The 15,480-nt window shown below is 66.4% G+C and carries 12 protein-coding genes; 6 read left to right on the forward strand and 6 right to left on the reverse strand.

Annotated features, from left to right (window positions below; all coding sequences use genetic code 11):
* Positions 1 to 39: 39 nt before the first annotated feature.
* From MJ603_RS11945 to MJ603_RS11960, 4 genes are all read right to left on the reverse strand, one after another.
* Positions 40 to 636: a CoA-binding protein gene (locus tag MJ603_RS11945; RefSeq protein ID WP_243063954.1), complete on the reverse strand. Its 597-nt coding sequence runs from the start codon at positions 634 to 636 to the stop codon at positions 40 to 42.
* Positions 636 to 1,928, reverse strand: coding sequence for an O-acetylhomoserine aminocarboxypropyltransferase/cysteine synthase family protein (locus MJ603_RS11950; RefSeq protein WP_243063955.1), 1,293 nt, complete (start codon positions 1,926 to 1,928; stop codon positions 636 to 638). The genes MJ603_RS11945 and MJ603_RS11950 overlap by 1 nt, the downstream gene beginning before the upstream one ends.
* Before the next feature lie 187 nt (positions 1,929 to 2,115).
* Entirely contained in the window at positions 2,116 to 3,678 is a 1,563-nt protein-coding gene (locus MJ603_RS11955; RefSeq protein WP_243063956.1) for a protease pro-enzyme activation domain-containing protein, read from the reverse strand.
* A gap of 46 nt (positions 3,679 to 3,724) precedes the next feature.
* Complete coding sequence (locus MJ603_RS11960; protein WP_243063957.1) at positions 3,725 to 5,350, reverse strand: dolichyl-phosphate-mannose--protein mannosyltransferase; 1,626 nt, start codon at positions 5,348 to 5,350, stop codon at positions 3,725 to 3,727.
* 24 nt (positions 5,351 to 5,374) lie between these two features.
* On the opposite strand from MJ603_RS11960, the gene rsmI reads away from it, so the two are divergent.
* Positions 5,375 to 6,199: a 16S rRNA (cytidine(1402)-2'-O)-methyltransferase gene (gene rsmI / locus MJ603_RS11965; protein WP_243064267.1), complete on the forward strand. Its 825-nt coding sequence runs from the start codon at positions 5,375 to 5,377 to the stop codon at positions 6,197 to 6,199.
* 44 nt (positions 6,200 to 6,243) lie between these two features.
* Entirely contained in the window at positions 6,244 to 7,293 is a 1,050-nt protein-coding gene (locus MJ603_RS11970; protein ID WP_243063958.1) for a hypothetical protein, read from the forward strand.
* Between the two features lie 101 nt (positions 7,294 to 7,394).
* On the opposite strand, the gene MJ603_RS11975 is transcribed toward MJ603_RS11970, so the two are convergent.
* Positions 7,395 to 7,766: a VOC family protein gene (locus MJ603_RS11975; RefSeq protein WP_243063959.1), complete on the reverse strand. Its 372-nt coding sequence runs from the start codon at positions 7,764 to 7,766 to the stop codon at positions 7,395 to 7,397.
* A 161-nt stretch (positions 7,767 to 7,927) separates the two neighbouring features.
* Positions 7,928 to 11,089: a glycoside hydrolase family 2 TIM barrel-domain containing protein gene (locus MJ603_RS11980; protein ID WP_243063960.1), complete on the reverse strand. Its 3,162-nt coding sequence runs from the start codon at positions 11,087 to 11,089 to the stop codon at positions 7,928 to 7,930.
* Positions 11,090 to 11,351: 262 nt separating this feature from the next.
* Between MJ603_RS11980 and MJ603_RS11985 the strand changes: the two genes are divergently transcribed.
* The 4 genes from MJ603_RS11985 to MJ603_RS12000 are packed head-to-tail and all read left to right on the forward strand — an operon-like array spanning position 11,352 to position 15,400.
* Entirely contained in the window at positions 11,352 to 12,614 is a 1,263-nt protein-coding gene (locus MJ603_RS11985) for an extracellular solute-binding protein (protein ID WP_243063961.1), read from the forward strand.
* A complete protein-coding gene (locus tag MJ603_RS11990; RefSeq protein ID WP_243063962.1) occupies positions 12,614 to 13,579 on the forward strand; it encodes a carbohydrate ABC transporter permease in 966 nt (321 codons plus the stop codon). Before MJ603_RS11985 ends, MJ603_RS11990 begins: the two co-directional genes overlap by 1 nt.
* Complete coding sequence (locus tag MJ603_RS11995; RefSeq protein WP_243063963.1) at positions 13,576 to 14,502, forward strand: carbohydrate ABC transporter permease; 927 nt, start codon at positions 13,576 to 13,578, stop codon at positions 14,500 to 14,502. The genes MJ603_RS11990 and MJ603_RS11995 overlap by 4 nt, the downstream gene beginning before the upstream one ends.
* A gap of 46 nt (positions 14,503 to 14,548) precedes the next feature.
* The gene (locus MJ603_RS12000; RefSeq protein ID WP_243063964.1) at positions 14,549 to 15,400 is read left to right on the forward strand and encodes a DeoR/GlpR family DNA-binding transcription regulator; all 852 of its coding nucleotides are present in this window, start codon (positions 14,549 to 14,551) and stop codon (positions 15,398 to 15,400) included.
* Positions 15,401 to 15,480: the final 80 nt, after the last annotated feature.

Raw genomic sequence — 15,480 nt, forward strand, 5'->3', positions numbered from 1 at the left:
TCGACGCCGTAGGGGTGAGTTGGGGCGGGCAGGAGGGTGTCAGCGCGCGGCCTTGCGCGCCGAGATGACTCCGGTGTCGAAGCCGAGCAGGTGCAGGCCGCCGTGGAAACGGGCGTGCTCGATCTTGATGCAGCGGTCCATCACCACGGTGAGGCCCTTCTGCTCGCCGTAGTAGGCGGCATCCTGATTCCAGATGCCCAGCTGCACCCAGATGGTTGGCGCGCCGACGGCGACGACCTCGTCGATGACCTGCGGGATGTCGCTGCCGCGCCGGAACACGTCGACGATGTCGGGCACCTCCGGCAGGTCGGCGAGCGACTTGTACGCGGGTTGGCCGAGGATCGTCTCCGCGTTCGGGTTCACGAAGTAGACGCGATAGTCGCTGGACTGCTGCAGGTAGGTGCCGACGAAATAGCTCGAGCGTGCCGGATTCGAGGATGCCCCGACGATCGCGACCGACTTCGCCGCGCGCAGCAGTCCCAGTCGCTGCTTCGCATCCGGCCCCGTCCACGTGCGCTGCGACCTGAGCAGCTTCGCGAGCGGGGAGTCGGCGGGCACCTCGCAGCTGAGGCCGTTGGCGAGTTGCACGAGCGTCTCGTCGACAGCGGGGGCCACGACATCCGTGACGGTGCTCATCAGTCCTCCTTGGTGGCCGCGGCCAGCGCCTGGTCGAGGTCGTAGATGATGTCTTCCGGGTCTTCGATGCCGACCGAGAGCCGCACCGAGCCGGGCAGCACGCCCGCGTCGATGAGCTGCTGTTCGCTGAGTTGCGCGTGCGTGGTGGACGCCGGATGGATGATCAGCGTCTTCGCATCGCCGATGTTGGCGAGGTGGCTGGCCAGGTTCACCGACTCGATAAGCTTCTGGCCGACCGAGCGTCCGCCGGCGACCTCGAACGTGTACACCGAGCTCGGACCTTTGGGCAGGTATTTCTTCGCGCGTTCGAAGTGCGGATGCGATTCCAGTCCGGCCCAGTGCACGGCGTCGATGCGCGGGTCGGCCTCGAGCCACTGCGCGACAGCGCGGGCATTGTCGACGTGCGCCTGCATGCGGAACGGCAGCGTCTCGACTCCCTGAGCGAGCAGGAATGCAGAGTGCGGTGCGAGCACCGGTCCGATGTCGCGCAGCTGCTCGGCGCGCAGCCGCGTGAGGAAGGCGTATTCGCCGAAGTTGCCAGACCATTGCAGGTTCCCGTAGGTCGGCACGGGCTGGCCGAAAAGCGGGAAGCGGTCGCTGTGCCAGTCGAAACGTCCGCTCTCGACGACGACACCGCCGAGCGTGGTGCCGTGACCGCCGAGGAACTTGGTCGCCGAGTGGATGACGACGTCGGCTCCCCACTCGATCGGTCGGTTCAGGTACGGGGTGGCGATGGTGGAGTCGATGATGAGCGGGATGCCGGCGGCGTGCGCCACGTCGGCGAGACCTGCGATGTCGGCGATCTCGCCCGACGGGTTGGCGATCGTCTCGGCGAAGATCAGCTTCGTCGTGTCGGTGATCGCCGCGGCGTAGTCGGCGGGATCGGAGCTCTGGATGAACGTGGTCTCCACCCCGAAGCGCCGCAGCGTCACGTCGAGTTGGGTGATCGACCCGCCGTACAGGTTCGCGGATGCCACGATGTGGTCGCCCGCTCCGGCGAGCGACGCGAACGTGATGTACTGCGCCGAGAGTCCGGATGCCGTCGCCACGGCTCCGAGTCCGCCCTCGAGGCTCGCGACGCGCTCCTCGAAGCTGGCGACGGTGGGGTTGGCGAGACGCGAGTAGATGTTGCCGTACTTCTGCAGGGCGAAGCGGGCCGCGGCATCCGCCGTGTCGTCGAACACGAAGGCGCTCGTCTGATAGATCGGGAGCGCGCGGGCTCCTGTCACCTGATCGGGGATGTTGCCGGCATGGATCGCACGCGTGCGAAAGCCGAATTCGCGGTCTGCCACCCCGCTACCGTAACCGAGTGTCACAGGGCGTCGACGACGGGCGCGTAACACGGCGTCGCCCGTCGCGTCCTTCGTCGGTCGAGTAGCGCCGAGCAGCGCCGCGTATCGAGACCCGTCTGCGTTTGAATGCGGTGACGGGGGTCTCGATACGCGTCGCCGTTGGCGGCGCTACTCGACCACCGGGTGGCTACTCGAGTGCCGTCAGCAGCGCGGCGCCGTTCGGTACACCGAGGCCGGTGCAGGCATCCCAGCCGGCTCTCGCCTGGTAGGCGCCGTTGCCGCCGACGACGATGTCGCGGAATCCCGGAGCCGTCGCCGTCGCTGTAGCGCGGGGATACAGGGTGAGCTGCAGCAGCCCGACGCGCTTTCCCGTCGCTTCGACGAGGCGCGCCGCGAGCGCAGCCCAGAGCGGAGCAACGGCGCTGGTGCCGCCGATCACGGTGTCCGTGCCGTCCACGCGCACCCGATAGCCGGTCTGCGGATCGGCGTCGCCCGCGACATCCGGAACGCCGCGGCCGCCGAAGCCGGATGCCGTCACCGGCACCCCGACACCGGCCTGCCAGGACGGAACGGCGAACGCGTCGCTCACCCCGCCGCCGGTCGCGCCACGGCCCGCCCCGTCGTTCCACACCGTCTCGGACGTCACCTTCCCGGTCGCGGTGTCGGCTTTCAGGCTCGTTCCCCCGCACGCCAGGATGTGCGGGCTCGACGCGGGGAAGTCGACGTGCGGCTTGCCGTCCGTGACGCGGTCGGAGCTGCCGTCGTCGCCCGCCGCCGCCGTGACGGTCACGCCGAGGGCCGCGGCGTCGACGAGGGCGTCGTCGAACGCTGCGCGGGCCTGTGCGGTCCAGGCATCCTCACTCTCGCCCCAGCTGATGCTGATCGCGTCGGGCGTGGGATCGGCATGGGCGGCCTGAGACACGGCATCGACGAAGCCGGCATCGGTGTTGGGCGCGAAATACACCAGGATGTTCGCCGCCGGCGCCAGCGCGCCGATCACCTCGATGTCGAGCAGAACCTCCCCGTCGGCGCCGTTCGGGTCGCCTCCCGGCGCGTTCGCCGCACCGTCGACCCCCACGGCCGTCACCTTCGGAACGGCGAGCCCGAGTTCGCCGAAGTACGCGTCGAGGTCGGCCTGGTCGAAGCCGCCCCCGAGCTCGATGATCGCGATCGTGCGGCCCGATCCGTCAGTACCGGTCGGGAAGTCATAGACCGCGCCGACCTGCACCGGCGTGTAGCTGACCGAAGCGGATGCCGCAGGCACGGCCACGAAGTGAGCCGTCGCCTGGGGACGATCATCGAGCCCGAGCACGGCGACGACGCGCTCGTGCATGCCCTCCGGCACGCTCAGGGATCCGCTGCGCTGCCGGAACGTCGAGGCGCTGCCGCCAGCTGGATCGTGGCTGACGTTCTGCAGCTCGGTGCCGAAGAGCGTGCGCACCACGCTCGCCGTGGCCCTGATGCGGATGCGCCGTTCGCCCGGGTCGACGCTCAACACCTCGGCGCCGGCCGCACGTGCCTCGGCGACGACGGCGTCGACATCCGCCTGGTCTGCTCCGTAGAGGCGCACGAACTCCTCTCGCGAGATCGGATTCTGCAGCACCTCGTCGGGCACTGGTTGCCGTCTGCGGAGGACGAGCGTCGCCTCGATCGGTTCGTCGTCACCGAGGGGTGCGGCCGGCGTGACGGCCGGGACGGGGATGCGATCGCTGCCGGGGAGTTCAGGTCGCGGTGTGTTTTCGTCGGTCATGACTCAGGGCTACCACCGGGGGCGGACATCGCGACAGGGGCAGAGGTCAAATCCAGCCCAGCGTGCCGATCCCCGTCGTCACGTTCGGCAGCCACATGTGGATCTGCCAGTACCAGAACGGGATCTGCATGCCCGTCCAGATCGGGTAGAAGAACACCGAGACCGCGGCGATCACCACGACGAAGACCGCGAGCAGGCTGAGGCCCCTGGTTCTTCGATAGGTGTCGTCCGTGGCCTTGCCGACTATCAGCGCGAACACCGCGGCGAGTGCCAGGTAAAGGTAGGGGGCGAACGCTATCGAGTAGAAGGTGAAGATCGTGCGACCGGTATAGAGGAGCCACGGCAGGTAGCCGGCGGCGAGACCGGCGAGGATGAGCCCGTATCGCCAGTCGCGATAGCGGATCAGTCGGTAGATGAGGTAGATCACGGCAGCGGTTCCCGCCCACCAGATGATCGGATTGCCGAGATCGGTGATGGCGGAGGAGCAGCCGCCGGGTGCGGTGCATCCGTCGACGCCGTACTTCGTGCCGACGTAGTACATGCTCGTCGGGCGCAACTGAAGCAGCCAGGTCAGCGGGTTCGACTGGTACGGGTGCGGCGTATGCAGGTTGATCGAGTACCCGTACATCTCCGCCTGGTAGTGCCAGAGGTTCTGGGCCCAGTTCGGCACCCAGGAGAGGCCGCCCGTCCACTTCACGCCCGGTGTGGTCTGCACCCAATCGCGGTAGTAGCCGCCGCGGTTCAGCAGCCAGCCACTCCACGTGGCGATGTAGGTGGCGAACGCGAGTGGGACCATCAGCACGAACGTGACGATGCCGCCCTTGACGACGCCGCCTTCCGGCCACAGGCGGATGCCCGAGCGACGTCTCCCCAGAACGTCCACAAGCACGACGTACACAGCGAAGAACGCGAGAAAGTAGAAGCCGGTCCACTTCACGCCCGCATCGAGACCGAGCAGGATGCCGGCCACGATCAGCCACGGACGCCACCACAGCCACGGCCCCCAGCCGATCCTGAGGCCGGCGGCCTCCCTGGCGGCGATCCACGCGGCCAGCCGTCTCTCCCGCCACGATCGATCGAGCAGCACGCACAGAAAGGCGAGCAGTGCGAGGAACATCACGGAGTTGTCGAGGATGGCGACGCGGCTCATCACGATCGCGTTGCCGTCGACCGCCATGATGAAGCCGGCGAGCGTGGCGATCAACGTCGAACGGAACAGCATCTTCGCTATCACCATCAGCACGACGACGGCGAGGATGCCCACCACGGCAGTGCTGATACGCCAGCCCACGGTGTTCTGCGCGCCGAAGACGGCGAGGCCGACAGCGATCATCCATTTGCCGAACGGCGGATGCGCCACGAACTCCGGATCGTTCGAGTACGAGTCCACATCGCCGTCGGCGAATTGGGCGTCGACGTTCGCGGGCCAAGCCGCCTCCCAGCCCTTGTGCATGATGGTCCAGGCGTCCTTCACGTAGAAGGTCTCGTCGAACACGAGGGCGTGCGGATCGCCGAGCGCCCACAACCGCGCCACCGCGGCGATCAGCGTGACCACGACGGGCAGCCCCCAGTTGTACCAGCGCAGCTTCGCCGGGGTGTTGACCACGCGCGCGAACCATCTGTCGAGGCGTGTACCGGTGGGTTCCTGCCAGCTCGCGCGCTCGTGAGTCACGACGGCAATGCTATGACTGGACACGTGATCATCCTCGCGGCGACGCCTATCGGAAATCTGGGCGACGCCTCCCGCCGGCTCGTCGAAGCGCTCGAGACGGCATCCGTCGTCGCCGCGGAAGACACCCGAGTCGCCAACCGCCTGCTGCAGGGTCTCGGTGTCACGAACCGGCCGCGGCTGGTGGCGATGCACGATCACAACGAGCGAGAGCGGGCGGGCGAGCTCGTCGAGCTTGCGCGCGACGCCGACCTGCTCGTGCTGTCGGATGCCGGCATGCCCACGGTCTCTGACCCCGGCTACCACCTTGTGCTGGCGGCCATCGAGGCCGGTGTCGAGGTCACTGTGATTCCCGGTCCGAGTGCCGTGCTCGCTGCGCTCGCCGTCTCCGGGCTGCCGACGGACCGCTTCACGTTCGAGGGGTTCCTGCCGCGCAAGGCGGGGGAGCGGGCATCCGTTCTCGGATCGCTCGGCGACGAGCGCCGCACGATGGTGTTCTTCGAGTCGCCGAACCGGCTCGCGGACTCGCTGGCCGCGATCGCGCACGTGCTCGGGGCATCCCGTCGCGTCGTGGTGTGCCGGGAACTCACCAAGCTGCACGAAGAGGTCAAACGTGGCACGGCTGCGGAGCTCGCCGAGTGGGCTGCGGGGGGCGTGCGAGGCGAGATCGTGGTGGTGGTCGCTGGTGCCGTGGCTCGCACCGTCGACCTGGCCACCGCCGTGCAGGAGGTGCTGTTGCTCACGGCCACGGGGGAGAGCCTGAAGGATGCTTCGGCATCCGTGTCTGCGGCTACCGGACTGTCCCGCCGTGCGCTCTACGAGGCGGCGCTGAAGGAGCGCAGCAACAGGTAACGTGGCAGGAGCTTCACCGCCGCCCCCACCTTACGGAAGTACCGATGCCTCAACCCCAGGGCGCCCACCTCGTGGGCAGCGTCAACTACGACGACGCCGAGACGACGATGCGCAGGGCCGCGACGCTTCTCGGAGACCGGCTTAAGCGCATCCCCGACGGCGAGCCGGGCAGACGGTTCCACTGGATCATGTGGCAGCCTGACATCCTCGGTCAGGCAGAGGGCATCGAGCGGGTCGGCGAGCATCCGATTCCGCTGCGCATGCTGGATGCCCGCCCGCTTCGCGTCTCCGATGGCGTCGACCCGGCGAGCATCGAGTTCCCGCCGCTGGGTTACGCGCACGCTGCAGAGGAGTCGTATGCGATCTTCAACAGACTCCGCGACGAAGGGGTGATCGCGCCCGGCACCAAGTTCCAGGTGTCGCTTCCCACGCCGCTCGCCGTCGTCGGCGCGTACTTCCCGTTCGAACAGCGTGCTGCGATCGAACCTGTGTATCGCGACGCCATGTATCGCGAGCTCGATGCGATTCTCGACACCGTTCCGCACGACGATCTCGCCATCCAGTGGGACAACGCCGTGGAGTTCGGCATCATCGAAAACACCGCACCTCGCGGTGGCGGTGCGGCGTCGTGGTGGGGTGACGACGTGTGGACGGGTCTCACGAAGCGGTCTGCGGAGCAGGCATCTCGTGTTCCAGACGACGTCGAGGTCGGATTCCACCTCTGCTACGGCGACGTCGCCGAGAAGCACTTCATCGAGCCGACCGACGCCGGCAACCTGGTGCGCTTCGCGAACATGGTGACGAAGGCAGCGAGCCGTCCGATCAGTTGGATCCACCTGCCCGTGCCGATCGAGCGCGACGACGACGCGTACTTCGCACCGTTGGACGGTCTCGAGCTGTCAGACGAGACCGAACTGTATCTCGGTCTCGTGCACCGTGAAGACGGCGTCGAGGGCGCCCAGCGGCGCATCGCCGCCGCGCTGCCGCATACACCTGTGTTCGGCGTGGCGACGGAGTGCGGCATCGGTCGAGCGCCGTCGGGCACCACCGACGGCATCCTGAGCACCCACGCCGAGGTCGCCGCCCCCTGGTGACGGGGCTGCCCCGCCACCACCTTCTTTCGAGTCGCTCGTTGCACCACCACAGACAGATCGTCTGACACGTCAGCGATCATGGATCCTGCATCGAGCACGAATCAGGGCGTGAAAGGCGTGAGGCAGAACGGATGCCCGGCTGGGTCCAGCATGACAACCCATCGCGGATCTGGTTGAACATCGGCGACGGTCGCACCGTGGGCAATGGCAAAAGCGGCCTGGTCTTCGAGATCGAGATCGGGACCGCTCAAGTCCAGGTGAACGATCGACGCGCCGGGCCACACGGGCTTCACGTACGGATCGACTCGTTGGGCGATCAAGACATACCCTCCAACACGCACGGCCGCGGCCGCGCCCGTGCGCCAGACGATCGAGCCATCGAGAAGCGCGGCATAGAAGCCAGCAAGCTCATCGTGATCCGCGCAGTCCAGCGACACCGCGACGACGGCTAACGACCCGTGACGTTCTTCCACGCTCAGACCATACCTTCGGCCACACATTCACGAACGCAACGCGATCCTCTTCTGAAACTCGGAACCGAGACCCGTCGCTTTCGGGTAGCACTGTCCGTGGGCATCCTCGGTAGGAACGGACGAGAAGTGCGACGTGAACGTGCTCTGGGGCTGAGCAGAGCTCAGTCCACAGCCAGCGACCAGCTCCACTTGTAGACGCCGGGGCGAACGATGAACGGCGGGAGGGCATCCGGTCCGACGGAGGCGCTGCCGAGGCCGCGGTGGGCGATGTCGGAGCGCACGATCGTCTCGGCCCTTCGAGGAAGCTCCCACGAGTGGGCGGTGTCTTCGAGCTCGGCAACCGAGTGGTGGGATGCCGTGAACAGCACTGGCTCCCCGAATCGCAGCACGACGGTGTTCGTCCCGTCGTTGAGGGTAGCCTCGCTCACCCCGGTGCGTCCGCCGTTCTCCTGCGGACGCACATACGGTGTCTGCAGGTCGTCGACGCTCGACTCCCAGCGCCCGAGCAGCGCTGACGATCGGCGATCGGGGTAGGTCTCGTGGGGTCCGTCACCGAGCCAGGTCACATGTTCGAACTCCGGGGAGAGGGCGAACTCGATGCCGACGCGCGGGATGTCGGGCAGCGACTCCGGCACGGTGACGCGTTCGGCGAAGCGCAGAGCGCTGTCCGTGCGCGTGATGGTCTGCTCGTGCTGGATCACGTGGCCGGTCGAGCTCGTGTAGGCAGCGTTGACCTTCACCGTGTCGCCGTCGCGCTCGACGGAGCGCACCAGGCGCGTCACGTCGCGCAGCCCGGTCGCTTGCAGCCGTTGGTGCAGCGGGATCGCCTTGTCGTTGTCGGTCAGCGCGCGCCAGAACTGCAGCCGCGGAGCTGATGCCAGCAGCGGATGCTGAACGAGGCCGTCGTCGGTGACGGCCCAGCTCGCGGATCTCCAGCTCCCTGAGCGAGGCGAAGCCGAGTGGAAGAGCGCGTCGCTGCTGCCCTTCGACTCGCTGCGCTCGCTCAGGGGACTGAGGGGAGTGGGGGCGGGGGCGACGCGCACCTCCAGCACCGCGAGCTCCTCGCCGGCGGGCGCCCAGGCGGCATCCGTCGCCGTACGCACCGTGATCCGCAGGGCGAGCGCACCGGGCTCCGCGAGTTCGCGCACGAGCTCCGCGTGGAGCGCGACGTCGGCGGCCTCGCCCGCGTCGGCCGAGGCATCCAACGGGTAGGACTCGCCATCACCCTCGATGCGGGCGACCCTCGCCTCGAGCGCAAGGCCTCTCAGCGACGTGAACGTCTGGCGGTTGAGCAGGCGCACGGTTCCTGCAAGCGCGGCGTCGGCATCCGAGACGATCTCGACGGGAGAGAACACCCGTCGCACCTCCCAGATCGCCGGGTGCGGTGAGCCGTCGGGGAACAGCAGTCCGTCGATGCAGAAGTTGCCGTCATTGGGATCGTCGCCGAAGTCGCCGCCGTAGCGGTAGTGGCCGTCGCCGTCCGGATCGAGCCCATGGTCCTTCAGCTCCCAGATGAAGCCGCCTTGAAGACCGGGAGTGGAACGGATCGCGGCCCAGTAGTCGTCGAACGAGCCGCTCGAATTGCCCATCGCGTGGTTGTACTCGCACATGATGAGCGGGCGATCGGCGCGTTCGTCGCGGGCGTAGGAGACGATCGCGTCGATGCCCGGATACATCGGGCAAACGATGTCGGTCTGCGCGTGACCACCGAACCAGTCGCGGGCGATCGCACCCTCGTAGTGCACGGGGCGGGTGGAATCGTAGCCGCGCACCCAGCCGGCGGCGGCATCCTGATTCACGCCGGATCCGCTCTCGTTGCCCAGCGACCAGATGATGACGCTCGGATGGTTCTTGTCGCGCAACACAAGGCGCGATACGCGGTCGACGAACTGGTTCAGATAGCGGGGGTCGTCGCAGAGCGACCACGCCCAATCGTGCGTCTCGAGGTCGGCCTCATCGATCACATAGAAGCCGTACTCGTCCGCGAGGTCGTAGAACGCCGGATCGTTCGGGTAATGCGACGTGCGGATCGCGTTGAATCCCCACCGCTTGAGGTTCGCCAGCTCGTCGGCGATCTGCTCGCGGGTGAGGGTGCGGCCGGTTCGAGGGTCGAACTCGTGCCGATTCACACCCTGCAACAGAATGCGTCGTCCATTGACGAGCAGGTCCCGCCCCACGATCTCCACTCGGCGGAACCCGACGCGCAGCTCTGCGGTGTCGAGCACGGTGCCGTCGGCATCCACCAGCTCGACCGTGAGGTCGTGCAGCGCGGGTGTCTCGGCGCTCCACGGCGTGACGCCGTGAACGGGGAACGACACGTGCGCCCGGCCATGCGGCTCCGGCAGGTTGGCCGAGGTCGCTGCGCGTGCGAGGGTTCCGAGCGGCTCGGGCAGAGGCATCCGCGCCGCGTTCTTGCTGTGCAGCGAGAACACGTTCTCGTCGAGCGGCACCTGCGCCAGCAGAGCTTGCACCTCCTCGTCCTCGGGGTTCACCGAGGCGCGCGTGGAGACGGATGCCGTTTCCTCGGCCCCGTTGCGCCCCTCGGTCCCGCCGTGCAACCGCACGCGAACGCGCAGCCCGGCAGGGGTCACGTCCTCGGGCGAGCCCACAACGGCGTCAACGTCGAGCCGCGCCTCACCGGATGCCGCGTCATAGTCGGCTACGACGCGCACGTCGCGCAGGAACACCGGCCCGGTCGCGTACAGTCGCACGCTCCGTGTGATGCCGCCGTGCCACCACTGGTCCTGGTCTTCGAGATAGCTCGCGTCCGACCACTTGACGACGGTCAGCTCCACCTCGTTCGCACCTTCGTGCACCAACGAGGTCACGTCGAATTCGGCGGCGAGGCGGCTGCCCTTGCTCACGCCGGCCCGCACGCCGTTCACGGCCGCGAGCAGCACGCTCTCTGCGGCGCCGACGCTGAGCACGATGCGACGGCCCGCCCACGACGACGGAACGTGCACCGTGCGGCGGTACACACCCGTCGGATTCTCGTGCGGCACCCTGGGCGGCGAGAACGGGAACGGCATCCGTATGTTCAGGTATTGCGGCAGGTCGCCGGTATCCTGCATCGTCCAGGCTCCTGGAACACGGATGTCGCGCCACAGATCCCCGAGATCGGCCTCCGGACTCGGCAGCAACTGGAACAGCCACGTGCCGTCGAGGTCGAGCACGTCGTCACGGGAGCCATCGGTGTGGCCGACGGCGCTCGCTCGCGGTACGCGACGCGTTCGCGGAACGGCGTGCGTGGGTTCCCGACCGATCGAGGTGATCTCCGGATGCCGCCAGACGGCTGCGAGCGAGCCTGGATGTGACGCGGGCATACGGAACTCCTTCACTCGAGTGCGATGCAAGCTTCGCACTTCCCACCCTGCGTTCTCTTTCGGAAAGAACGCGGATGACACGGTCTGGCTTATGGATTGACAACTTCGCGTAAGCAATCGTAGGCTGCGAGCGCATGTCATCAGGCCCTCGGCGTGAGTCGTGGGGCGCAACCTGACAAGGGAGTCAGCTATGCAAGGTCAGCCCCAATTCGGCGCTCCGATTTCCGGGATCAGCCGACGAGACATCCTCAAACTGGGCGGCGTGGCCGCTCTGGGAATCGCGGCAGTGCCCCTTCTGGCGGCCTGTTCATCGGGCGGCGGCACGTCCGGCTCGGGAGCCAGCAGCATCACCTTCGGGTCGAACTATTCGGATCCGGCGCCCAAGTCGGCTTTCGGGGCCCTCACCAAAGCCGCGACGAAGTCGACCAAAGTGAAGATCGACGTGAACACCGTCGATCACAACACCTTCCAGAACAACATCACCTCGTACCTGCAGGGCACCCCGAACGACCTGTTCACCTGGTTCGCCGGCTACCGCATGCAGGTGTTCGCCGACCAAGGGTTGATCGCCCCGATCGACGACGTCTGGGACAAGATCGGCAAGAACTTCCCCGACTCGGCGAAAGCGCTGTCGAAGGGAACCGACGGCCACTACTACATCGTGCCGATCTACAACTATCCGTGGGTCGTGTTCTACAACAAGAGCACCTTCCAGGAGAAGGGCTATCAGATCCCGACGACCTGGGACGAGATGATCACCCTCTGCAAGCAGATGCAGAAGGACGGGCTCATCCCGTTCGCCTTCGGGCAGCAGGACGGCTGGCCGGCACTGGGCACCTTCGACATCCTCGACCTGCGGATGAACGGCTTCGACTTCCACATGAAGCTCATGCAGCACAAGGTGCCGTGGACGGACTCCAAGGTCACCGACGTGTTCAACAAGTGGGCCGAACTGCTGCCCTATGTGCAGACGGGCTCGACGGGCCGCATCTGGCAGGACGCCGTCAAGACGCTGGAGTCGAAGAAGGCCGGCATGATGTTCCAGGGCACCAACCAGGTCGCTGCACAGTACGTCACCGATAACGCCGATCTCGACGACCTCGACTTCTTCGTGTACCCGGAGATCGACCCGACGTGGGCGCAAGACTACATGGATGCCCCCGCCGACGGCTTCTGCCTCGCGAAGAAGGCAAAGAACGTCGACCCGGCGAAGAAGGTGCTCGAGTACATCGGCACCGGCCAGGCGGAAGTCGCATACCTGAAGAACGACAAGTGGGATGTCGCTCTCGCCACCGACGCAGACGTCCCGACGTACAACGCCATCCAGAAAAAATCGGTCGAGGTCATCAAGGCGTGCAAGAACGTCGCGCAGTTCCTCGACCGCGACAGTGACCCCGGATTCGCGGACAACACGGTCGCGGCGGCCGTCGACAAGTTCATCAACAGTCCAACCCCCGCCACCATTCAGTCCATCCAGTCCAGCCTCGAGGCGCAGGCGAAGACCGTCTTCACCGCTGCGCACTGATGACCGATACCCAAAGGCGGACGGCCATCGGGCCCGACGCCGGATCGGCGGCGCCGACTCCGCGTCGGCGCCGCCGGCTGCGGCGGCTGACCAAGCGGGATCGCGTGCTGTTGATCGTGCTGCTCGGCATTCCGCTGCTCGCAGATCTGGCGTTCGTCTGGTTCCCTGCCGTGACGAGCGTCGTGCTCTCCTTCACGAGTTGGAACGGCGTCGGCGCCATCCAACCCTGGGTCGGCACGCAGGAGTACAAGTTCGCCTTCACGGTCGACCCGCAGTTCTGGCCCGCCGTGCTGCACAACGTGATCTGGATCCTGGTTTTCGGTCTGATCGCGACTCCGCTGGGCATGCTGATCGCGGTGATCCTCGACCGCAACTTGAAGGGCAGCCGCATCTACCAGAGCGTGTTCTTCATGCCGGTCATGCTCTCTCTCGCCCTGATCGGCATCATCTGGGAGCTGATGTACTCGCAGAACTTCGGGCTCATCAACACACTGCTGGGTCGTACCGGCGGCGACGCCATCAACTGGATCGGCAACCCGAACTTGAACCTGGGCGCGGTGCTCGTTGCGGCGTCCTGGCGTCAGGTCGGGTACGTGATGATCCTGTACTTAGCAGGTCTGAAGGGTGTGGACACGTCGCTGCGTGAGGCAGCGCAGATCGACGGCGCCAACCCGTGGCAGACCTTCTGGCGCGTCATCTTCCCGGTGCTCAAACCGATCAACGTCGTGATCATCGTGATCACGGTGATCGAGTCGCTGCGGGCCTACGACATCATCTACATCATGAGCCACGGCACAGTGCTGCCTGGCCTCGAGCTGCTGTCCATGCTGGTGACGCAGTACATCATCGGGCAGACCACCCGGATCGGGTACGGGTCTGCGTTGGCCACGGTGTTGCTGGTCATCTCGCTCGTTCCGATCATCATCTTCCTCGTTCAGTCGTTCCGGAAAGAGGACAAAGCATGACGACCCTCTCGAGCACACAGGCGTCGGCCGCGGCAAGATCGAGTAGCGGTAAGCGGCGAGCGGGTGGCGTGCGCCCCGGGCGCATCGCTGCGCACACGTTCATGATCATCATGGCCGTCGCGTGGATCCTGCCGCTCTTGTTCGCGCTGTACATCTCTCTGCGTCCGATCAGCAGCACTGCGAAGTACGGCTACGTCTCCCTGCCCATCGGCGGCCTGACTTTCGCGAACTACGTGGCCGCCTGGAGCCAGGGCGAGATCGGGCACTACCTCATCAACTCGGCGATCATCACGATCCCCGCCGTGATCATCACGTTGCTGTTCGCCTCAGCGGTCGGATTCGTCGTCGCTCAAGTGAAGCTGCGCGGCCGGCTCGTGCTGCTGATCATCTTCACCGCCGGCAATCTGTTGCCGCAGCAGGCGCTCATCACGCCCCTCTACCGCATCTTTCTGAGCATTCCACTACCGAGCTGGCTCTCGTCGAGCGGGCTGATGTACGACTCGCTGTTCGGGCTGATCGTCATCAACGTGACGTTTCAGCTCGGGTTCTGCGTGTTCGTGCTCAGCAACTACATGACCACCATCCCAGGGGACATCTACGAGGCTGCGCTGGTCGACGGAGCCGGCCTGTGGACCCGGTTCTGGAGCATCACGCTGCCGATCTGCAGGCCGGCCCTTGCCGCATTGGGGACGCTGCTGACGATCTGGATCTACAACGACTTCTTCTGGGCGACGGTCCTCATGTCGACCGGGTCGAAGCGACCGATCACCTCGGCGTTGAACAACCTGCAGGGGCAGTTCGTCAGCAACCAGAACGTGATTGCGGCCGCGGCTCTGATCGCCGCGGTTCCGACGCTGATCGTCTACCTGGTACTGCAACGGCAGTTCGTCGCCGGCCTTGCACTCGGAGCGACCAAGGGGTGACGCGAAGCCGATCGACCTAGTTCATCGCAGAAGAAGGACCGCCGACATGCCCAAGCGCATCCCGGGCTCCCTCGATCAGCGCATCGGGGCGGGCGATCTGCCCGGCGAGATTCGCAGGCAGCGCATGCTCGTTCTGCTCGCCGACCGCGGCTTCGTGCGCGTCAATGAACTGAGTGAGGCGTTCGGGGTGTCCGAGGTGACCGTGCGCGGTGATCTCGCTCAACTCGAAGCGGCGCAGAACATCCGTCGGGTACGAGGCGGGGCTGTTCCGCGTGGGTCGGTCGGATTCCGCGAGCATCCGATGGAAGAGTCGCTGCGCAACTCGGCGGAGGAGAAGCGCGAGATCGCGCGGGCCGCGGCCGCCACAGTGGGGCCGGGCATGAGCGTGCTCCTCGACGTGGGGAGCACGTGCCTTGCGGTGGCGCTGGAACTCGTCGCCCGCGACGATCTGTACGACGTGACCGTGATGACGAACGGTCTCACCATCGCGCTCGAACTGGAACACGCGATCCCCCGCCTGCAGGTCATCGTGACCGGCGGTACTCTGCGTCCGCTGCAACACTCCCTCGTCGCTCCGTTCGCGACGGAGGTGCTTCAGCGCGTGCACGCCGACCTCGCCATCTTGGGCTGCAACGGTGTCGACGCCGTCACGGGAGTCACCAACATCAATCTTCCGGAGGCGGAGTTGAAGCGGGCGATGTTGCAGGCATCCGATCGCACAGTGGTGGTCGCGGACGGCTCGAAGGCGGGGCAGGTGCATCTCGGTCGCGTCGGCGCTCTGCAGGAATTCGATACCGTCTATCTCGGTGCGTCCGCCGACGCGGATGCCGTGCAGCGCCTTCGGGCGAAAGGGACCGTCGATATCGAGTTGATCGATGCCGCCCGTGGCGGCACATGATGCCGGACAGGCGATGCCGGGCACACGAAAGGGAGCAATGGGAATCTCACCAGTCATCGAAGATCGAGCACTGCTGGGCT

It is taken from the genome of Humibacter sp. RRB41 (assembly GCF_022761015.1).
GTDB lineage: Bacteria > Actinomycetota > Actinomycetes > Actinomycetales > Microbacteriaceae > Humibacter.

Excerpts from the sequence above, each read along its gene's own strand:
- MJ603_RS11990 (WP_243063962.1), top strand. The coding sequence starts at position 12,614 with ATGACCGATACCCAAAGGCGGACGGCCATCGGGCCCGACGCCGGATCG.
- MJ603_RS11995 (WP_243063963.1), top strand. The coding sequence starts at position 13,576 with ATGACGACCCTCTCGAGCACACAGGCGTCGGCCGCGGCAAGATCGAGT.
- MJ603_RS12000 (WP_243063964.1), top strand. The coding sequence starts at position 14,549 with ATGCCCAAGCGCATCCCGGGCTCCCTCGATCAGCGCATCGGGGCGGGC.
- MJ603_RS11980 (WP_243063960.1), bottom strand. The coding sequence starts at position 11,089 with ATGCCCGCGTCACATCCAGGCTCGCTCGCAGCCGTCTGGCGGCATCCG.
- MJ603_RS11970 (WP_243063958.1), top strand. The coding sequence starts at position 6,244 with ATGCCTCAACCCCAGGGCGCCCACCTCGTGGGCAGCGTCAACTACGAC.
- MJ603_RS11945 (WP_243063954.1), bottom strand. The coding sequence starts at position 636 with ATGAGCACCGTCACGGATGTCGTGGCCCCCGCTGTCGACGAGACGCTC.
- MJ603_RS11955 (WP_243063956.1), bottom strand. The coding sequence starts at position 3,678 with ATGACCGACGAAAACACACCGCGACCTGAACTCCCCGGCAGCGATCGC.